Origin of the sequence: Novipirellula sp., from assembly GCF_041583735.1 — a bacterium.
In the GTDB taxonomy this organism is placed as follows: Bacteria; Planctomycetota; Planctomycetia; order Pirellulales; family Pirellulaceae; genus Novipirellula.
Map to the genome: position 1 here is coordinate 54920 of NZ_JBFHFD010000001.1, position 21189 is coordinate 76108.

The 21189-nt window shown below is 52.9% G+C and carries 11 protein-coding genes; 4 read left to right on the plus strand and 7 right to left on the minus strand.

Translation table 11 applies throughout. The features are described from left to right. Positions 1-489: 489 nt before the first annotated feature. The gene (locus ABX962_RS00215; protein WP_372715480.1) at positions 490-5118 is read left to right on the plus strand and encodes a PVC-type heme-binding CxxCH protein; all 4629 of its coding nucleotides are present in this window, start codon (positions 490-492) and stop codon (positions 5116-5118) included. A 145-nt stretch (positions 5119-5263) separates the two neighbouring features. After that, on the plus strand, positions 5264-10765 hold the full coding sequence (locus tag ABX962_RS00220) for an endo-1,4-beta-xylanase (protein WP_372715482.1): 5502 nt from the start codon (positions 5264-5266) through the stop codon (positions 10763-10765). 867 nt (positions 10766-11632) lie between these two features. Here ABX962_RS00220 and ABX962_RS00225 read toward each other — a convergent pair. The 3 genes from ABX962_RS00225 to ABX962_RS00235 form a co-directional block, all read right to left on the minus strand. Further along, positions 11633-12520 (minus strand): hypothetical protein, encoded by an 888-nt coding sequence (locus ABX962_RS00225; protein ID WP_372715484.1) that lies wholly within the window; start codon positions 12518-12520, stop codon positions 11633-11635. Positions 12521-12534: 14 nt separating this feature from the next. Continuing rightward, a complete protein-coding gene (locus tag ABX962_RS00230) occupies positions 12535-12840 on the minus strand; it encodes a hypothetical protein (protein ID WP_372715486.1) in 306 nt (101 codons plus the stop codon). 191 nt (positions 12841-13031) lie between these two features. Next, entirely contained in the window at positions 13032-13352 is a 321-nt protein-coding gene (locus tag ABX962_RS00235) for a hypothetical protein (protein WP_372715488.1), read from the minus strand. 1502 nt (positions 13353-14854) lie between these two features. Between ABX962_RS00235 and ABX962_RS00240 the strand changes: the two genes are divergently transcribed. Then, positions 14855-15517: a zinc ribbon domain-containing protein gene (locus ABX962_RS00240; RefSeq protein ID WP_372715504.1), complete on the plus strand. Its 663-nt coding sequence runs from the start codon at positions 14855-14857 to the stop codon at positions 15515-15517. Then, complete coding sequence (locus ABX962_RS00245; RefSeq protein WP_372715490.1) at positions 15514-15963, plus strand: hypothetical protein; 450 nt, start codon at positions 15514-15516, stop codon at positions 15961-15963. The genes ABX962_RS00240 and ABX962_RS00245 overlap by 4 nt, the downstream gene beginning before the upstream one ends. 869 nt (positions 15964-16832) lie before the next feature. On the opposite strand, the gene ABX962_RS00250 is transcribed toward ABX962_RS00245, so the two are convergent. From ABX962_RS00250 to ABX962_RS00265, 4 genes are all read right to left on the minus strand, one after another. Then, complete coding sequence (locus ABX962_RS00250; protein WP_372715492.1) at positions 16833-17006, minus strand: YqaE/Pmp3 family membrane protein; 174 nt, start codon at positions 17004-17006, stop codon at positions 16833-16835. A 243-nt stretch (positions 17007-17249) separates the two neighbouring features. After that, the gene (locus tag ABX962_RS00255) at positions 17250-18701 is read right to left on the minus strand and encodes an alpha-amylase (RefSeq protein ID WP_372715494.1); all 1452 of its coding nucleotides are present in this window, start codon (positions 18699-18701) and stop codon (positions 17250-17252) included. A gap of 975 nt (positions 18702-19676) precedes the next feature. Continuing rightward, on the minus strand, positions 19677-20042 hold the full coding sequence (locus tag ABX962_RS00260; RefSeq protein ID WP_372715496.1) for a response regulator: 366 nt from the start codon (positions 20040-20042) through the stop codon (positions 19677-19679). Then, on the minus strand, positions 20039-21189 hold a 1151-nt coding region (locus ABX962_RS00265), incomplete at its 5' end, for a response regulator (RefSeq protein WP_372715498.1). The genes ABX962_RS00260 and ABX962_RS00265, both read right to left, overlap by 4 nt.

Consider the following 21189-nt stretch of genomic DNA (forward strand, 5'->3'; position numbering starts at 1 on the left):
TGTCGGTGGTCAGCACGATTGCCGGCATCCTGCTCGTTGGGCGCTACGCTGATCCAAAATGCCGCGGTCTTGCTAATTCCAGTGAATGGACCGCTAGTCGCTTTTGCAGGGACCAAGACTCGCCTAGTTGCGAAGACTGGCTGCGTTCCTGTTGTCATCAACCAAGACTTCTGACGTCGCAAAAGCAGCAGCAATGGTGAATTTGCATACTTAGTTTCGGAACTTTCAGAACCGCCTGGGGTTTATGCGTATACGCACGACTATCTAAAGCTGCAATTCAACGTGACCTTGTGAAATATCTCTGGCAGCGTGCGCAATTCCTCCTGTTGATTTGACCAGAAGCGGGTATAACGCACGTTCCTTCACGACATTCTCATCCCATCACCCTTTCTGGCGGCGCCGTGTCGACCACGGCGAATCCAACGGCGTCTGTGTAGATAACGCCGCTGGAGCTAGCACCGTCAAACAAATCTGACTACCGGAAACAAGATGACTGCACTATTGAAACGCCTCGGGAATGCATGTCTGCTCTTCACATCACTTCTCCTCTGCGACTTCGCATCAGCCGAGGATCCGCAAGTCTCTGTGCTGATGCTTGGCGATACTGGCTTCCATAAGCCGTCTGAGTTCTATCGGCATTTAGTTGGGCCGCTCAAAGAGCGAGGGATTGAACTTCGGTACACCGAGAATTTGAGCGAATTGAACGAGGACAATCTCGCGAAGTACGACGGGCTCATGGTCTTCGCGAATATCGAACAGATTACCCCGGAGGCCGAGTCGTCCCTACTGAGCTATGTGCAGAATGGCGGAGGCCTGATTCCCGTTCACTGCGCGTCCTTCTGTTTCTTGAACTCCGAAAAGTACATCGAGCTCGTTGGCGGGCAATTTCAAAGTCACGGTTTTACTCGCTTTGAAACCATGATCGTGGAATCCGACCATGAAATCATGCGGGGCCTGAAGCCTGTTCGGTCGATGGACGAAAGCTATCGACACAGCAAACTCAATCCGGACAAGACGGTTCTCGAAACGCGAAGTGATGAGTCCGGCCCCGTTAGCGATCCCGAAGGCGAGCCTTACACGTGGGTCCGCACTAGCGGAAAAGGGCGGGTGTTCTACACGGCGTGGGGACACGATCATCGCACGTGGTCCAACGAGGACTTTCAGAAATTGCTTGCACGCGGTGTTATTTGGGCTTGTGGTCAGACGCTTACCGCTGCTTCTGCCGACAGCGACAAGCCCGGCGATCCAAAAGCTCACGCAGTCAACGCGGCGAATCGCTCTTTCACGACACCTGAGATGACCTCGCCTTCGGTTGACGATGAAAAGTTCTCGTCAACCGAAGTGGGTGCAAAGATCCCAAACTACACCCCTGGTGCTCAGTGGGGAACGCAAGCTGAACCGTTCTCGAAGATGCAAGATCCTCTGCCAGCAGAGCAGTCCATCAAAGCTTACGCGACTCCGAAGGGAACGCATCTCGCGATTTGGGCAAAGGAGTCGAGCGACAACTGGCCCGGCAAGTCCGAGCAAAACGACAAGTACGGGGGTTTAAAGGGCAAGCCGATCGCGATGAATTGGGATGAGAATGGTCGTCTGTGGGTTTGCGAAACCGTAGACTACCCCAACGAACTGCAGGGAAAACCAGCCGTGGGCCGCGACCGCATCAAGATCTGCGAAGACACTGATAACGACGGCCAAGCCGACAGGTTCACTGTCTTTGCAGAAAACTTAAGCATCCCATCGACGCTTGTTTGTTACCGGGGTGGCGTGATCGTTCAGGACGGCGAAGAGACCGTCTATTTGAAAGACATCGACGGTGATGACAAAGCCGATTTCCGCCAGTCACTGATCACCGGCTGGGCGTTGGGCGACACTCACGGTGGTGTCAGCAATTTCCAGTACGGGCCCGATAACTGGATTTGGGGAATGCAGGGATACAACAATTCGCAGCCCGTGATCAACGGTGAGCCGCAGATGCGTTTTCGCCAAGGCTTCTGGCGATTCAAAGTCAAATCGGGTGCATCGGACAAAACAGCTCCGGCCTTTGTGATCGATGCCCAGACCGGCAAAGTTGCTGACGCAGGATCGAGTAAGTTTGATGAGCACACGATTCGTGTCGATGCTTTGGAGTTCATGCGCGGAACCAATAACAACACTTGGGGACTAGGCTTCAGCGAAGAGGGCTACGTCTTTGGTTCAACGGCCAACGGATGTCCGAGCGTCCATATGCCGATTTCCAATCGGTACTACGATCAAGTCGCCGGATGGTCGCCAGAGACATTGCAAAATATCGCTCCGTCACATCGATTCGTACCGATCGACGATCGGATTCGACAAGTCGACTGGCATGGTGGATTCACGGCCGGATGTGGTTCGGCAATTTATACCGCTCGCAATTATCCACAGACTTGGTGGAATCGTATTCAAATGGTTTGCGGTCCAACGGGACATCTCGTTGGATCTTTCGTGTTGGAGAAAGACGGCGCCAGCTACCGCAGTCGAAACGCGTTCAATACGGTCGCCAGCATCGATGATTGGTCCGCTCCGATCATGTCGGAAGTTGGCCCCGACGGCAACGTTTGGGTCTTGGACTGGTACAACTACATCATCCAGCACAATCCAACGCCCAACGGTTTTCAAACAGGCAAAGGGGCTGCTTACGAAAGCGATTTGCGAGACAAGCGTTTTGCACGCGTCTATCGACTGGTGACGGACGACGCTGGCGATGGTTCTGCAACACGAACGTTACAACTTTCTAATTCTAACAACGCCGGACTCGTTGCTGCATTGAGCAGTGACAATTTCTTTTGGCGCCGAACGGCACAGCGATTGTTGGTCGAAAGAGCGGCAACCGATGATGCGACGCTCAGCGATCTCGTAGTCTTGGTCAACAGCGAACAAGTTGACGAGATAGGGTTGAACCCGGCGGCGATGCACGCGATTTGGACGCTAGCCGGTTTGTCAGAAGCCGGCAGTGAATCAGCGGTAGCGGCTCTGGCAAAGGCATGCGAAGCCGGTTTTCGCCATGGTTCTAGCCCAGTGCGCAATGCGGCGATTGCAAGTTGCAGCAGTGAGCAAGTGGTAAAGGCGATCGACGAGGGACTGCAAAACGACGTCGATCCGAAGGTGCGATTGACGGTGTTGCTGCGAGTCGCCGAAGGAACTGCAAATGCTGCGATCAGTGGTGACGACCTTGTTGGCTTGGTGCCTTCGATCGAAGACGACGGTGTCTTATTGGACGCTTGGACTTCCGCAGCGTCGACCGATCCCGCTGCGGCGATCGTGGCGCTGAGCAAGATGGATCAGTCTGTAGTAGATTCGCTGACACAACGGATCTCGGTCCTGGCGGAACACTTGGCAAGAAACCAGCCGACGGCAGAGCAAATTAGCCGGCTGCTAGAAATCTCGCCCGATTCGTCGGTTGCCGTCACCGTTTGGGAAGGCTTGGCGAAAGGTTGGCCACGAGATCTGGTTTTGTATCTTTCCGACGAGTCACAGCGAATCGTTCGTGAAAAGTTTTTGGCCAACGACACTTCGGTCGAAAGCAAGGCGGCAATTCTGGCGGTTGCCGATAAATGGTCGATCACGAATTTGAGTGAGATCGTCGGCGAGATTCAGGATGAGCTGTTGGCGACCACTATGGACGCGGATGCCGATCTGGCAAACCGCTTGAGTGCCTGGGATCAAGCCATCCGACTGGCACCGACGAGCCCCAAGATTCTTGACGCGGTCGAAGCGTTCTTCACTCCGCAACTGGCGCCAGAAACCGGGGTCGCGGCTTTGAGCTCGCTGCAAGCCTCGCGAGTGGAAGGGCTTTCCGAATCGCTGTTGGATTTGAGAAAATCGCTCGGCCCGGAAATTGGAGATCAGATTTTGACATTGCTGCTTTCTCGAGCCGATGGCACAGAGGATTTGCTAGAAGCCATCGCTGATGGTCAGGTGCAGTTCAATGATCTGCAGTTGGATCAACGCCAAGCATTGCTGAACCATCCGACGTCCTCAATTGCCGACCGCGCGAAAGAGTTGATGGAAACGCGAGGTGCGATGGTGACATCCAATCGCCAAGCATTGGTTGACCAATGGATGCCAGTCGCTCACGTGAAAGGCGACGTGACAAACGGATTGGCAATGTTCAAGAAACACTGCTCGGCTTGTCATATCCATGGCGAAGTCGGAAAAGAGATCGGCCCCAATCTGACAGGCATGGCGGTTCATCCCAAAGAAGAGATATTGATGAACGTCCTTGATCCTTCGCGTAGTGTCGAGAACAATTTCCGTACCTATCAAATTCTGACTGTCGATGGGGACGTGCTATCGGGAATGTTAGCGGGTGAGTCAGCCAACTCGCTGCGCATCATCGACACGCAGGGCAAAGAAAAGCTGGTGCTTCGCGAAGACATCGAGCAACTGACATCGTCTGCCAAGTCACTGATGCCCGAGGGTTTTGAGAGCTCGATCAGTAAAACTGAAATGGCTGATCTGCTATCGTTTCTTGCCAAACGTGGCAAGCATGCGCCGTTGAATATCTCCGGTGTTGCGACCGTCAACAGCGGCAAGGGGCTTCCCGGATTCCGCGGCCGGCCCGGGGACAAGTTCGTACTGGATTCGTACGGGCGTGTGGAGGTGGAAGGAGTTCCATTCGAGCTGGTCGATCCTCAGGGAGATCGGATTGCCAACATCATAGGTTTGCAAAGTAAATCGTCACGTTTTCCGAGCACGTTGCCTGAATCGGTCAGCATCGACTGTGCTGGAAATGTGGAAACGATTCACATGCTGGGAGGCGTCGCCTGGGCTGCCTACCCACGCTTCAAGGACGAAACGACCAGCATGATTGTTCGTCGTCACTACGCCGACGGTTCGACAAGTGACTTCGAATTGGTCAACGGCAAACACATCGTGACTTATCAGGCAGGCGAAGATGTGCCGGAATCAAAATTGGCGATTGAGGCCAACGGCAAGCAGATTCGCTACTTGAAGATTCCTGCCGACGCTGAGAAGGAGCTCACGAACATTGAATTCGTGAAAGGCGGTGACTTTTCACTTCCGCTCGTGTTCGCCGTCACAGTTGAGTTTGCAGGCGAGAGCGAAGATGCAACGCAGAGTAGTCAAGGTGACAAATAGACTGGCGAGCTGACTAAGCAAAAAGCGATTGATCGGTATTTTTAGACGCAAGTGATGCCGACTTCACCAAACCAAAACGCAACCTGATCTAGATGGCCCCCCAATAACCTCCCTTCTCCACCTTTTCAAAGTTGATGACTGTCCCATGAAAAAACTTCTGATTCTGATCCTGCTCGGCACGCTTCAGATTGCCAGCGTCGTTGTGCATGCACAGGAGCAAAACCCGGAACAACCCCGCCAGGGACGACGCGGTGGCGGTTTCGGCGGCCCGATTGAACTCGGTCCAGACGACAAGCAAACTTACCCCGATCCCGCGGATAGCATCGTCGAAAAACGTGAAGACATTCCGCACGGCAAGTTGGAGATGATCGACTACGAGTCGAAGACGGTCGGCACGACTCGTAAGATGAACGTCTACACGCCACCGGGATACTCGTCCGAGAAAAAGTATCCCGCTCTGTATTTGCTGCACGGCATCGGTGGCGACGAAACTGAATGGCAGCGTTTTGCGACACCTGACGTGTTATTCGACAATCTGATCGCGGATGGAAAAGCCGTCCCAATGATCGTAGTCATGCCCAACGGCCGCGCGCAAAAGAACGATCGCGCCGAAGGCAACGTGATGGCGAGTGCTCCAGCCTTCGCAGTTTTTGAGAAAGACTTGCTCGACGACGTCATCCCTGCCATCGAGTCTCGCTATTCCGTTCAAGCCGATCGAGAAAATCGAGCCCTCGCCGGCTTGTCGATGGGCGGTGGGCAATCGCTAAATTTCGGTCTGACCAACCTTGATACTTTTGCTTGGGTGGGCGGGTTTTCGTCCGCGCCCAACACGAAATCTCCCGAGGAATTGGTACGCAATCCGGAAAAGACCAAAGAGCAACTCGAACTGTTATGGCTGTCCTGTGGCAACAAGGACGGACTGATCGGAATCAGTCAACGTCTGCAGCGCTACCTCAAAGAGAATGACGTGCCGCACATTTGGAACGTTGACTCACACGGACACGACCCGACGCACTGGCGCAACAACCTGTACCACTTTGCTCAACTGCTTTTCCAGGACACAACCGCTAACAAAGGGAAAGCGACCGATGCAGTGGGCACGACGAACGAGACGCCGGCCGCTGCGGACAACAAGCAATCCAGCACAACACCCGAAGGCATCAAAGACGACTTCAAACCTGCCTCGACAAACCAGCCGGGCAAGGAATACCCGCAAGTCAACTCGCAAGGTCGCATCAAATTTCGCATCGTCGCCCCGGAAGCAAAGAGCGTTGCCACAACCTTTCGCGAAAGCACAGATTTCGTCAAAGGCGAAGACGGTGCGTGGATCGGATATTCACGCCCACTCGATGAAGGATTCCACTACTACGAGTTGATCATCGATGGCGCGAACGTGCCTGATCCGAACAGCACGTACTACTTCGGCGCAATGCGTTGGGGAAGCGGCATTGAAATCCCCGCTCATGATCGCGAGTTTTACGCACTGAAGAATGTGCCGCACGGCCAGGTTCGCGAAATTTTCTTCCATTCGGAAAGTACTGACACCGAGCGACGCGCATTCGTTTACACTCCGCCGGGCTATGGCAGCGATCAAGAAACACGCTACCCGGTGTTGTATCTGCAACACGGTTGGGGTGAAAACGAGTACGGCTGGAGTGTTCAAGGACACGCTGGTTTGATCATGGACAATTTGATCGCCGACCGAAAAGCCAAACCGTTGGTTATCGTGATGACCTACGGCATGACGAATGAAGCTCGCATGGGCGGCATGCGAAACTTTGACATCAAAGACTTCGAGACGGTTCTGGTCGACGAGTTGGTTCCCTACGTTGACAAGCATTTCCGCACGTTGACCGATCAACCCAATCGTGCAATGGCTGGTCTATCGATGGGTAGCATGGAAACCAAATCGATCACGCTCCGCAATTTGGACAAGTTTTCGCACATCGGGCTTTTCAGTGGCGCGACGATTTCCAAAGACGACGTTGAGAACACTCAGGGATTCAAGGACAAGGTGAAACTGGTTTTTGTTAGCTACGGCAGCAAGGAAATTGATGGTAGTCGGACACGTCGGGGCGGCGATCCAGGAGACACCGTCAAGCAGTTGAAAGAGCTTGGCGTCAACGCCCACTACTACCTGTCGCCAGAAACAGCTCACGAGTGGCAATCATGGCGTCGCAGTCTGAAAGAGTTCGCGCCCATTCTTTTCCAACCTGAAGACAAACTTTCGGGATCCTGGAATGTCGACTTCGATACTCAGATCGGCGTCCAGAAGTACGTCATGACTATCGACAAGAAAAACCGTCATGTTGTGGCAAAAGCCAGAGCTGAATTAGCTGACCGCTCTCGCGTTGTTGAATTCGCCGATGTTGAATTTCAAGACGATTCGATTTCATTCGTCGAAAGCCTCAACTTTGGCGGCAATGAAATTCGCATTGAATACACCGGTAAAATCGCTGGTGATTCGATCGTGTTTCAACGCAAGGTAGGCGACTTTGCAAGCGAAGACGCCACCGCCAAACGCTCGAATTCTGTCGACGTTTTGATGTCTGAGGACGCGAAGTCAACGCTGAGCAGCGGTCCCAGCGCCGACCGCCAGCAAGTAGTGGCAATGGATGATTCGGTCGATCTAAACTTTCACATCTATCTCTGCTTCGGCCAATCCAACATGGATAGCGGTGGCCGGATGAATGACGCCGATCGAGATATTCCCGATCGGCTATTGGTGATGGCCGATTTCGATAACGCGGATCGAGGCTGGCAGAAAGACCAGTGGTATCAAGCTGTTCCACCACTCGCTGCTCGCGGCCGAGGCATTTGCATGGTCGATTCTTTCGGCAAGAACATGGTCAAATCACTTCCCGACGACGTCCGCGTAGGCATCGTCAAAGTTTGTGTGCCAGGGTGCAAGATTGAGCTGTTCCAAAAAGATTCATTCCAGTCCTACATCGAAGGCGAGGCGGATTGGATGAAGAGCATCGTTCGCGGCTACGGCGACAACCCGTACAAGTATCTTGTCGATATGGCGGTGGAAGCTCAGAAGCATGGAGTGATCAAAGGCATTCTTCTTCACCAAGGCGAATCCAATACGGGCGACAAGCAATGGCCCAACAAGGTCAAGTCGGTCTATGACAACCTAATGCAAGACCTGAACCTGAACCCGCAGGATGTCCCATTGCTCGCCGGTGAGATGGTTCACGCTGATCAAGGCGGACGTTGCGCTGGTCACAACGAGATCCTGGAACAACTACCACAAGTCATCTCGACCGCTCACGTGATTTCGTCCGCCGGTTGCACCACGGATGACAAGCTGCATTTCGATTCGGGAGGATCTCGCGAATTCGGAAAGCGTTATGCCGAGAAGATGTTTTCGTTGATGCAATTGCAAACGTCGAAGTCTGACGAAGGCATAGGCGGAACTTGGCACACTCGATTTGAGACACCGTTTGACATTCAGACTTACCATCTGCACTTCTCGATTAGCAATGACGGTGGTGCCTCAGCCAAAGCGGAAGTGGAAACCGAGGATGAGAAGCGCGACGTCCAATTTACTGATGTGAAGATGGATGACGGGACGATCTCGTTCGCTGAAGTCCGGCAGTTGGGCGAGCGGGAGATGCGGATCGACTACACCGGTAAGCGAGATGGGCAGAACCTTGCGTTGAACCGTTCTTTTGGCAGCCGAGGCGATCAAGAAGCGATTGCAACACGCGAGCTTCCCAAGCCAATGCCTAAGTCTGATCCAGCGCCGGTCGTAGACGTCAAGATCGACCAAGTGATCAAGGAGGCTTTCAAAGATTCGTTTCTTGTCGGCATGGCTGGCGATTTGCCGACGCGATATTCAGCGGAAGAACTTCAACTCGCGGTGGAGCACTTTTGCGCCGTCACTCCCGAAAACTGCATGAAGCCCGAGCGGATCCATCCTGGCGACGACCGGTGGCTGTTCGAGCAGACTGACGCCCTGGTTCAGTGGGCTGAGCAGAACAACATGACTGCACACGGTCACACACTCGTTTGGCATCAGCAAACTCCCGATTGGTTTTTTCAAGGCGGCAACAAGGAGGTCATCAAACAGCGGATGAAGGACCACATCGAAACGCTTGTCGGTCGTTACAAAGGAAAACTACAGAGTTGGGACGTCGTCAACGAAGCGATCAATGATGGTGGCGATGCCCAGACCGCGACGACTGAGAATTTACGCGATTCAAAGTGGATGCAAACGCTCGGCCCGGAATTTCTGACGCTCGCTTTTCAGTTCGCGCACGCGACGGATCCCGAAGCGGTTCTGTATTACAACGACTACAACATCGAGTCGGGGCCAAAACACGAAAGCTCGATGGCACTGCTGAAACGATTGCTTGCTGATGGAACACCTGTTCATGCGGTTGGCATCCAGGGTCACTGGCGCAGCGGCGGTGTCCCGTTCGAAGACATCGAAAAATCCATCACCGACTACGCTTCGCTGGGCTTGAAGGTCAGCATCACCGAACTGGACGTAACGATTCGAGGTGCATCCGGCGGGCAATTCGGGAGTGGTTTCGGCGGACGTCGTTCTCGCGGAAGCACGCCGCCTTCGGTTGAAGACCTCAACGCACAAGCCGAAGACTATGCGAAACTCTTTAAGATATTTAAGAAACACGAGAAAGTGATCGAGCGAGTGACGTTTTGGGGACTGAACGATCGTCGCACGTGGCGTTGGGGTCAGCATCCTTTGTTGTTCGACGCTAGCAACAATCCCAAACCAGCCTACGCCGCGATCATCAATGATTCGGAAGAAGGCGAATTGGAAGCATCCGAGGCCGAGGAGAAAGCAGACTCGGCAAAGCAAATCAAGATTGAAGGCGGTGGACTGGGGGCATACCCAGCGATCGCCACCGAGTCACGAGCGCTGGCGGGAATGACCATCTATCGTCCACAAAACTTAGGGAAATTTGAAAGCGAAACGAAGCTTCCGATCTTGTTGTGGGGAAACGGAGCCTGCGCCAACACAACCGAAGAGCACAAGAACTTTCTCAGCGAGATTGCCTCGCACGGATATATCATTCTCGGGATCGGGTTGCTCGACCAAATTGAATCGCGTGACGAAACTTCGCGTCAAAGAACTCGATCCAATCAGTTGCTTGCCGGCTTGGATTGGATCATCACTGAGAACGCTCGCCCTGAGAGCCGCTATTTTGGCAAGGTTGATACCGCAAAAGTCGCCGCAATGGGAATGTCTTGCGGCGGATTGCAAGCCATCGAAATCTCAAGCGACCCCAGGATCACCACATCAGTTGTTTGCAACAGCGGTGTTTTGCCAAGTCCTTCACCCATGCAAGCGATGCCGGCTTTGAAAAAAGACGATCTAAAGAAACTTCACGGACCGGTGCTGTACATTATGGGCGGGCCTTCCGACATCGCCTACAAAAACGCGATGGACGACTATTCACGAATCGATCACATACCGATCGCCATGACAAACCTCGACGTCGGCCATGGCGGAACGTACAGGCAACCGCATGGCGGCGAATTCACCAGAGTCGCACTCGCGTGGCTCAATTGGCAACTCAAAGACAGCAAAGAATCCTCCAAAATGTTCCTCGGCGAAGACAGCGAACTTAAACGGGACGACAAGTGGACGATCGAAACAATGCGTTTGGATCGTTAGCTGCCACAGCCCACTTAATTTGATTGTCGTCGCACCCGCGTCCGACCAACTTGGCGAGTTGGTGCTGCAAGCATCGTTTGTGCCTGATGTTTTGAGCGATTTCCCATTTGGAGGGTGGGAGATCAAAGGGTAGCATGGCTGGGGGACTCGAATCGTTCCAGAACCAAAGAAGATACGAGAGGATTCCGACAATGGGAAAACGTTCCCCATGGTCTCCGATGGTATTGAGGTCGTGGCTGTGGTGGTGGAAATCGCGATCACAAGAAGTCTAGAACAACCGGACGGCGGTCACTTGACGTGGCAGTGGCGGCGAGCTTCGGCTGACGAGCAACCACCCTTCGTAAAGTGGCTTGTCCAGTCGACGGAATCGTACGGCCGCTTATGAAGGTGTCTGAGTAAAGTAGCCAGATCGGTCACGGGCGAAACTACCAACGCCAAGAACCGCAAAGCCGCGACATTCGGCACTCTTTCCGAACTGGCGTGGCTGCCTGAGTTCGCAGATTGAAAATAGAACACTCAGAGCTGTTCGAACCCTAGATACTCGGTTTCGAAGACTGATTGGTTGCGCCTAATCCAAACTTCCTCTGAAGATTGAATTCGTTATGGTTGAGGACACCACTAACCTGAATTCAACTTTGAAAGTGAATTCCGTAAAGTGTTGCAAATCAACGAGTTAAGAAAGTGCCTTCCGGTACGCTTTCGATGGGGAGCCGTTGTTTCCATCCTCCAGCGTTGGTTTGAGCCCATTTCTGGCTCACAGGCGAAGAACTCGATCCCCGCCTTTGCGGCGGTTTGGACATGGAAAAACCCGGTCCAGCAGGGTGCTGAACCGAGCGGGGTCTGCGGAGTTTTTATCGGCGGTGCTGCCTATGCGGCGTCGGAATCAGCCGGGCGGGCTTTGCCGTTTGCCGATCCTCCAGACTTCGCGTTACCCCGCCGCGACCTAAAATCAATCGTCGCATCCCCATTGTCTTCGGCGTACCTGTCCAACGCCAACTTCAGGCCGCGGGCACTGTAGTCGAGTTCGTTCGCGACATCTGTTAGCAAAGCACCGCCATCGAGCATCGACATCGCACGCCTGAGCTTTTGATTGCGACGATCGGCTGCCGTCGGTACCGGAAGATCCCGTTTCTCGTGCCACGATTTGATGGCCTTGGCGACGTTGGTGTCAGAAGTCTTGGTCTGCCTCGCGATCTCCAGATTAGAAAGTCCAGCCTCCATCAACTCCTGCACCTGATTGGCGATCTGTTTGTAGAGCGGCGTCCGTTGCTGCTTGTTCTTGAGCGATTTACGACGCTTCTTGTTATTTGGCCGGGGCAACCCACGCTGGTCGTGCCAGTGCTGGATCAGTTTGGTGACGTACGGAGGGATACATCCCATCTGCTCGGCAATCTCAACGTGAAGCAAGCCATCGTCCCAAAGTCGTTTCGCTGTTTCGGATTTCGATGCAGTTGGAAGGTTTTTACTTCCAGGTTGTTTTACCTCCGAACGCCTTTGGTTATTGTCGACTTTCCAGCAACTTGTCCTCTCGCGCGGCTTGCCGACAACTTTGTTGCGACATTCAATACGATGCCGACAAAATCGTTCACATCCAGTACAACGACCCAGGAAAAGGCAACCCTCTTCATTCCATTGGCACTGGGCTCCACTCATGGCCTCGAAAGACAAATCAATGCCACCGACAAGGGCTTCTATGGCAAATTTGGGTTGTTGCCACCGAAGTGAGACCGGACTGGAACTGATATTTAGTGCCAAGTCTATTGATTGTGTCAGTTTTCCAGAAGTTTGATGGCTTCGCTTACTACAGTTGAGTCAGATTCGCTTGCCTCACGCAGCAGCGCAATTGCTAGTTTCTTCGCCGCCTGTGGCGAAAATTCAAGAGTGCCGTAATTTTCGACCTTTAAACCTGCTCCCTTGACTTCAGGAACTCCCAGGACATGGAGCTGGATTCGGACTTCGTTTTTGCGGCTTAGTGTTTCCGTGTACCTACCCACCTTCTCAACACTGAATTGCGTTCCTGTGCGAGGACCTCCTTTTTCGCCCCATCTAAATCTACAAGTTTCTATCCTGTGCATTCTTTATTCCTGAATTTTCATGTACCGCTGATCTATTCCCAACCACGATTTGGTTGCAAGTTCTGTGAGCTGAGTTTTACGCAACTTTCCCCGCTCTTCTATCGACAGCTTTCGCCAGTCCCATGACGCCGCACAACAGCGATCAGCCCATAGGCCACGATTGGTTCGATGTGAGGCGTCGTAATTGAGGCTCAGCCGCTCATAGCCCAGGTGATGGTCGATAGAATCACCACAGCGAGTATTAAACTAACCGCAAAGATGACGCTCCAAACCAAGGCGTTCCTCAGTCTCGGTCGCGCCGTTAGTTCTTCCGTAGGTCTCAACTGCACGGACTCTGATATGTCCCGACTCACTTCATCTTCTGGGTAGAAGTGAATGACCTTCTCGTCTGCCTTCGGTTCACTAGGATTATCACTCAGTAAAAATGCTCTACGATCGTCCAGTTTGCGGTACCTGCTACCTTCATAACTAAACTCTTCGCCGACATCGACGTGAATAAATTCGTCATTCATGCCAAAACACTAATCCGTTAGCGAGGTGTGGGTGGACTGAGACTACCATCTACGTAAACGCTGTACCAAAAATGCTTGATGTGACATTTCTGGTCGATGATCAAGCAAGTTGATCAGATGCCCATCGTCGAACAGCGTCCCGCCGCTTCTTTCTTAGTCGCGACGTTCGGTCACTGCCAGGCTCTCTTCCAGTAGTCTCTCGTCGTCGGGAACTGTCCACGCGTAGTACGCTTTTCGCAGAGCTAAAACTAAGCGTTCTTGCTTAGCGTCCGGTGCCTCGTCTTTTGGATCGTCCATTACATATCCGACTTGTCATTTCCTGCCTCAATGCAGGAAGTGTATCACTCGACGACAAGCAATTGAACCCAAGAGACAACGAAAAGACACACGAGTACCGAGGATCCCCCCAGGACGACGCCATACAGAAATAGCACTCTTCGGTCGATTAATCTCGCCAAGCGTCTCAAATCTCACGACAGACAGCACACGTGGCCTCTATACACTACCGACGGCCCTCTGCATTCGCTACACGCGGTACAGACTGGCTCGGGACACTGCACGCTCTTGCTGATGACACCCATGATTGCTCTCGTTAGGTGGATGAAACACCGAAGGCTCTCTTTCTTCGGCAGCAATCATTTTCATGAACGGGAGTCGCGACTGCAAACGACGACGTTGGCAGACTTGGGCCTCGTCGCTAAACTGAAACAGGCCTGTTCAGGGGCATTATCACTGAGACCCGAGACAGACCAATAACACACCGGCGATCACTATTGATCGCCCACCAATACAGTCGCAGTTGATGCGGCGATGGCGGATTGCACCGCTCAAAGCGAGAAAAGCTGTGGACATCGAGAGCTGCGTAGCACTCGCTTCTGCCTTTTTTTCGACGGACCAATCGCGGGACCAGTGGAAACTGAGGTTGATGTAAGAAAGACGATCACCTTCGGCCAATAATGCCTGCTCGGTGGCTTGGTTTCCGAGACCCGAGATTAGCCGAACACCGCCACCATCCGCCGCAAGTTACTGTCTTCTACGACTATCGGTCCCACCTCATCCCACATCCAAGATCGATTCACCTGGGCTGTGCTGTTCGATCGCCTCTTTGACGGCCGAATCGTAATTCATGCCGCGCCGCTGCTCTGCGTACTCGATCCAATCAACCATCTTTTCGCCTGTTTCTAAAATACCCACGGACCTCAGCGTGTAGCTCTGGCTCCTCACTAGACCACTCAAGGATCCCATCGCTGTTTGATTGAACATCACGCGCAAATTCAAAGTTGTGACGTGTAAGGATGTCAGCTCGGGTTTTGTGCTGGCGATGTCCCGGCGATCCATACCAGATGTGATACACCGCGCCTTCGATGTACGCGCATCGATTCTGATGCCGCCGTATGAACTCGCAGTCAATCGTCGATCCTCAGGTTTTCGCCAACGTCGGACAGTCGCTTCGGAAAAACGGTCGCACCGGCATGCTACGAGCGGCGACAAACTTCGACGGGATGCTGCGAGGAATACTCCGGTGCGCGGCCTGCAACCTAGCCATGCGGCACACGTCCACTGGTCGAGGAACGAAACGATATCGCTATTACGTTTGCGGCAAAGCCGAAAAGCAAGGCTACGACTCGTGCCCATCGCCGTCGATCCCTGCCAAGCAGATCGAAAGTTTCGTGGTCGAAGAGCTTCGTGTTTTCACTGGCGATGATGAACTCATCCGAGACATCTACGAACGCTGTCACGAGCAGAACCGTGACGACATAGAATCACAGTGCCGTGAGGCAGACTCGATCGCCAAATTCTTGAAAGACGATCACGCTGAGATCACGCACCTTGTTGCAACGGCCGCCGGCCCCGATCTGATCGAAGCGACGCAAGGACGCATCGACAAAAACGAAGCTCGATTGGAGGAACTGCGTGAAACGATCGACAACCATCGGCCGATCCGCGTCAGTCACGCATCGATTCGGAAAACGCTGAGTGAACTCGACAAGGCTTGGGACGCCATCCCGCCGAGAGAACGCTGCCGACTGATGGAACTATTGATCGAGCGGATCGACTACGACGGTGTCGCCGGCACGATTGAAATTACTTTTTACCCAGCCGGCTTGAGTTCACTCGGCCAAGACACAAACTTCGCACGCCACATCTCTGAGATAGTCCAATGACCGATGCATCAAACGATTCACGCGTAACCCCGCTGCGTACGCGGCCCATCCGGCGAAACTTTCACGTCGCCCGAACAGATCGCGGGTCTCGCGAGTTTCGCCGCGGAGTGGCCCCACCGCAGCCCACACCGGGGCGTCTGCCACGGCTATCCCGCTTGATGGCCCTTGCGGTCCACTTCGACCGCATCCTCGCTACCGGTCGATTTCAATCGCAAGGTGATCTGGCCCGAGCCGGCCGCATCACCCGCGCTCGTTTGACCCAAATTCTCAACCTCACCAGCCTTGCTCCCGACCTTCAAGAGAAAGTCATCTTCCTGAGGCCCTACACCGACGGCCGAGCCCCGCTCACAGAGCGACAAATTCGCCCGATCGCCGCCGAGCCGAACTGGGACAAACAACGCCGTCTCTTCTCTAAACTGGCCGATTCTGCCTGCTGTCCCGGCTAGCAACAGCCTGAGGGTCCGATAATGTCGTGAAGAACTGTCGGTTCGATTGAATCTGACCGCCGATAGGCTCCGTTTTTTTAACGCTGAAATTTTGCCCTCTATCACATTCCCTGATGTTGCACGAGGTGGCAGAAATTCACTCCGCCACATTAACAACAGCAAAGGTTGCCGGATCACTCTCGATCCGGCAACCTTAATACTCAAAACAACTGCGACCGATCGGAAGCGAATAGCTTAGCTTCTCGTGCGATCGGATCCCGCGATTTTGACAATCTTGTTGTAGATTCCAAGCGCGAGGAAGGTTGGTGCCCATTGTCCCACAAACAAACTTTCGTTTTTTCGATCCATGGACTGCAAAAGTAGCGATCCGCCTATGGAAGCAAATGCTGCCCACAGGAAAACGTCTGACGGTAATTTAGCAGTCTGATGCTCAATGCTACGGGCAAGCGTTCCTTCGGAATGCTGATAGGCTTCGGTACCCTGGGACTTATACCCCATTCGTGTTGCGTCTGCGGACATTATTTGCTCTCTGTATTTAGATCAAGGTTACGCGGCATCGCCATCCGATGCCGATTTAAGATAGATCCATGAACCGCAAACAACGTACCAACGCCGCACCAAAAACGATGGACCTATACAACCCAGAGATCATTGCGATGGCACCCGCGGAATGACCTGGAGATTGTGAAAAAGCAATCAAAGCCGCTGCACCGATTACCCTTCAAAACCAATGGAACGCAAGGAAATTAGGAACTGGTGTAGATAATCATCGATGACTCGACCTGAGGTGTGGAATGGGGCCACTTTTTAATTTAAAGATAGCTGACGATTCTTCACTCGCCCGTCTCTTCAGTGCCGCGGAAAAACACCTACTTGGCTAAGATGATGTACAATGCATGCAAAATTCCGGGAATAAATCCAAACAGTGTGAGCACTATGTTGAGCCAGAAGTGAAGTCCCAGTCCAACTTCAAGAAATACACCGACTGGCGGTAGAAAGATCGCGAGGATGATCTTAATTGGATCGCTTAGTTCGATGGCCATCCTATTCTCCAGGTTGTTCAAACCATTAATAGACTATTCACGTTTCCGACAAAGCCCAGGACTTCCAATTGTCGATGCTCCAGTTGGTCATCATCGCAGTTTGTCCTCACAATGTGGAATCGACTGAGTATGATCTTCGTTATTACCTCGAGGCGAGCTTCCGCACCAAGATCGAGTAGCTCGTGTGAAGTGTATGACGCGTGCAAGCAATGAGAGCCTAAGATCGACCCATTGCAAAGCCTCTCAAACTGGAACCCAAACCGATACGGAGCGTTCGCAACATCGAAACTCTGCCCAGCCTTCGTTGTCCGCTGTTACGATTTCGTCCTGATGCTCCGTAAGATCGCGGAACGTTGCGTTGGGCATCTGCAACTGCATCCGTTTGCTCCCGCGGCCTGCGTTGCTCATTACTACCGCGAGTCCTTGTCTACCGTCGCCTGTTGACCGAGTCCATCCGATCATGTTTGGATTGTCAAAATAGTCGTACTGATCGCCGTAAGCGAACTCTTGACGGGCAGCAAGAAACTTATCGATTAACCAACGGTGGCTCGCCATTTCAATCGTGTACTCGTTGCCATCGCGGCCTTTGTCGGTGTACTTGGTTCCGTAGTAGTCCGCGTAGAACAAACACGGGTAGCCGTCGCGGCGAAGCAAAATTAACGCATATGCAAGCGGTTTGAACCAAGCCTCGACAACTGATTCCAGCGCCTGCAGCGGTTGCGTGTCGTGATTGGATACAATCGTCACCGCTAGTTCCGGCACTTGGCTGACCAAGCTACCATCGAAAACTTGCCGCATGTCAAAGTCCGGCGATGTCTTGCTGATTCGTGAGAACGTTGCGTGCAGCGGAGCGTCGAACAATGTCACCGCCCCGCCGGTAATATTTAAGAAATATTTTAAGGCGTCCAAGTGGTAAGACCAGTACTCACCGACGGCGAACACGTCGCGTCCAGCCTCCGAACGAACATGTTGTAGCCACTGAGGGAAGAAGCCCGCTTCAATATGCTTAACTGCATCGAACCGAACGCCATCCAGCCCGACTTCTTTTAAGTACCAAGTGCCCCAGCGTTTTAATTCCTCTTGTACTTCTGGATGCTTTACATCGACGTCGCAACCCATCAAGTAGTCGAAACAACCTTTCTCAATGTCGACGGCAGAGTCAAATGACTTACCCTCAATTAAAAAGACTGCCTTGTACTCTGGATCGTTGATATCGTAGTCAACGGCCGTAAAATGATCCTTCGTCCAAACCATCGGCGAGTACTTGCCGCCGCGACCAGGGAATGTAAACCTCGTAAACGACCGAACTTCACGTTTTTCGCCGATCACTTCGTGGCGGTTATCGTCGTTGACCGGTGTCGCTTGGAACGTTTCCTCTTCATCGCCCCCAATACGATGGTTGAACACGACGTCGGCGTAAACTTGAACGCCGACTTCTCGGCAGCGACTAACGGCGGCAAGCAGTTGTTCCTTCGTGCCGTATTTCGTTCGCACCGAACCCTTTTGGTCAAATTCGCCCAGATCGAACATGTCGTAAACGGCATAACCGACATCGCTTGACCCTTGATTACCTTTATATGTCGGTGGAAGCCAAACGGCTGTCACACCTAGTTCTGCGAGCGACGCGATTTCAACCTTAAGCTCTTCCCACAGCATGCCATCGGGTTTGATGTACCAATGAAAGAACTGAAACATAACTCCGTTCACGCCGATAGCTTCGGTAGGTGAGTTTTCCAAAGTGGCTGGGTTCCGGCATCAGATGAATTTCACCGACAATTTGGACGACGTCCATTGCTAAAGTTGTCGAAGGAAGACATACCAAATAGCAATTTGTGGACCGCGTTTGATGCATACAATAATAATGGCCCTTGACCATTTCAACGATCGACGGCTAGTGAGAACATTTCGTGATATCTGCATCACCAGGAGAGACGACGGGTCGCATGGCAAAACGTTACCATCTCCCTGAACACAACTCAATTATGGTGGATTCTCTGTTCCGTGGATCGCGATCACGAGTACGTGAAGTCGTTTGATAAAATATTACACTCATCGAAACTGCGGATTCTAAAAAAAGCCAATTTGCTCGTTAGACTTGCAATCCTACGTCGAGCGGGTCTTTTAAACGTTAAACACCAAGTGCTCAATGCATTCTGTACTGCTACAAATAAATACTTCGACGGTTTCCTTCGAGTTACGCAAGATTGGTTTAATCATCTCTGCGGACATTCAGCCCGGGAGAGTTAGCATCCGGTGCGAGATAACGAATTGCCGAAGGCCATCGATCTAAAGATAACGAGGATCGAGTGTAACCAGGCACTCGGTGCGGCTGAAGCCGAATCGACGAGCGGCGTAGCGATGGACGTCGTATCAGTTCGCTACCAACTAACAAATTTTCAAACACTAGTTTCGCCGCAGTGCTGTCATCGCAGGAACACCGCAAAAGAATCCCCCCCCAAAGTAAATCATCGTCGTCGCCAACGGTATCCGCAACTTCCGATCTAGCCAACTGCCATCTCGTTTCCAATATCACTGACTGGACAAGACGGAAGGGTTTTGTACCGGGAGTCAAGTATTAGCTAAGAAATCAAGCCTCCGGTCGATTCTCTTAAGTGCCTATCTAGCCATAACCGTACCGGTCAACTTACTCTTTTCGTTTATTTTAGCCCTTCATTGCTTCAGAAGTGCTTCGATCTGTTCGACTAATCGGTCGAATTCGACCGGTTTCGTGTGATAATCCTTACACCCAGCAGCCAGCGATTTTTCTCGATCACTGTCCATCGCGTGTGCTGTTAGCGCAATGATCGGGATAGCCTGGGTGCCTTCGTGTGCAAGGATTCGTCGTGTGGCCTCCCAGCCATCCATTACAGGAAGACTGATATCCATCAGGATCAAGTCGGGGTGATCAAGCTCGGCACGCTGTACCCCCTGTTGCCCATCGGTGGCGATTAGCACCTCGTATCCACGACGTTTTAGCCGTCGCGAGAGCATGTCCCAGTTCTGTTCGTTGTCTTCAACCAAGAGCAACTTATTCATATTCGAGTTACCTCGTCGGACGATTCAGCGAGATCGTTTTGATTCGGCGGCGGTTGATGTTGAAATTCAGAAAGGATTCGCCGAAGTTCCAGCAGTAGATCTTCGCATGTCCATGACAGTTTATTAAAAACCTGCTCCACCTTGCCGCTCAGTTCGGTCCGTTCCTCTGGGGTTAAATCGCGTGCCGTCAATACGACCACCGGTATATCCTGCATTTCGGGAAGTTTTCGCAGATGATCGAGAAACTCGAATCCGTCCATCACGGGCATCACCAGATCGAGCAGTATTAGCTGGGGCGGCTTTTCGCCGATGCGGTCCAGCGCAACTTGGCCGTTTTCGGCTTCGACCACGAACACATCCAAATCTTGAAAGACCTTCCGCACCGAGGCCCGTGCGACCTCGTCGTCGTCGATCACCAGCACGTTATCGACAAGATGTTGAATCCGCAACTTCCGAAGCACCTCAGCGAGTCGGGGGCGATCGATCGGCTTTGTGAGATATTCCGCGGCACCCAATGCGTATCCGATGCCTTTTTCGTTGACGACCGTCAACATAATGACCGGAACGTCGGTAAGCTGTGAATCGGCTTTCAGCGCCGCGAGTGTGGCCCAGCCGTCGAGCCGAGGCATCATCACGTCAAGCGTGATGACGGCGGGCAGGTGAGCTCGCGCATGGACCAACGCTTCGTCTCCGTTTGCAGCCAATTCGACACGGAATCCCTGACGGCGGAAGAAACGTGTCAGCAGGTCACGGGCCGCCGGGTCATCGTCCACGACCAATGCGACCGGAGCCCCCTCGTCGTCCGTGGTCCTGTCATCCTCCGTATTTTCGATCGCCGGGACTTGCGGGCTCTGAGCCGTCGGTAAACGAATCGTGAACACCGATCCGCAGCCTGGTTCGCTGCGGACGCTGACCTCGCCTCCCATCAACTGACAGAAGCGTCGTGTCAGGGCCAGACCGAGTCCCGTTCCGCCAAAGCGGCGGGTCGTCGAATCATCTGCCTGGATGAAAGGTTGAAACAGCCGGTCGAGTTGTTCGTCGGTCATCCCGATTCCGGTATCGGCGACGCAAAACGTGATCCAGCTTTCGTTGTCCGCGTCGTCTCGCTCGACCGTCAAGCGAATCTCTCCGTCGGAACTAAATTTTG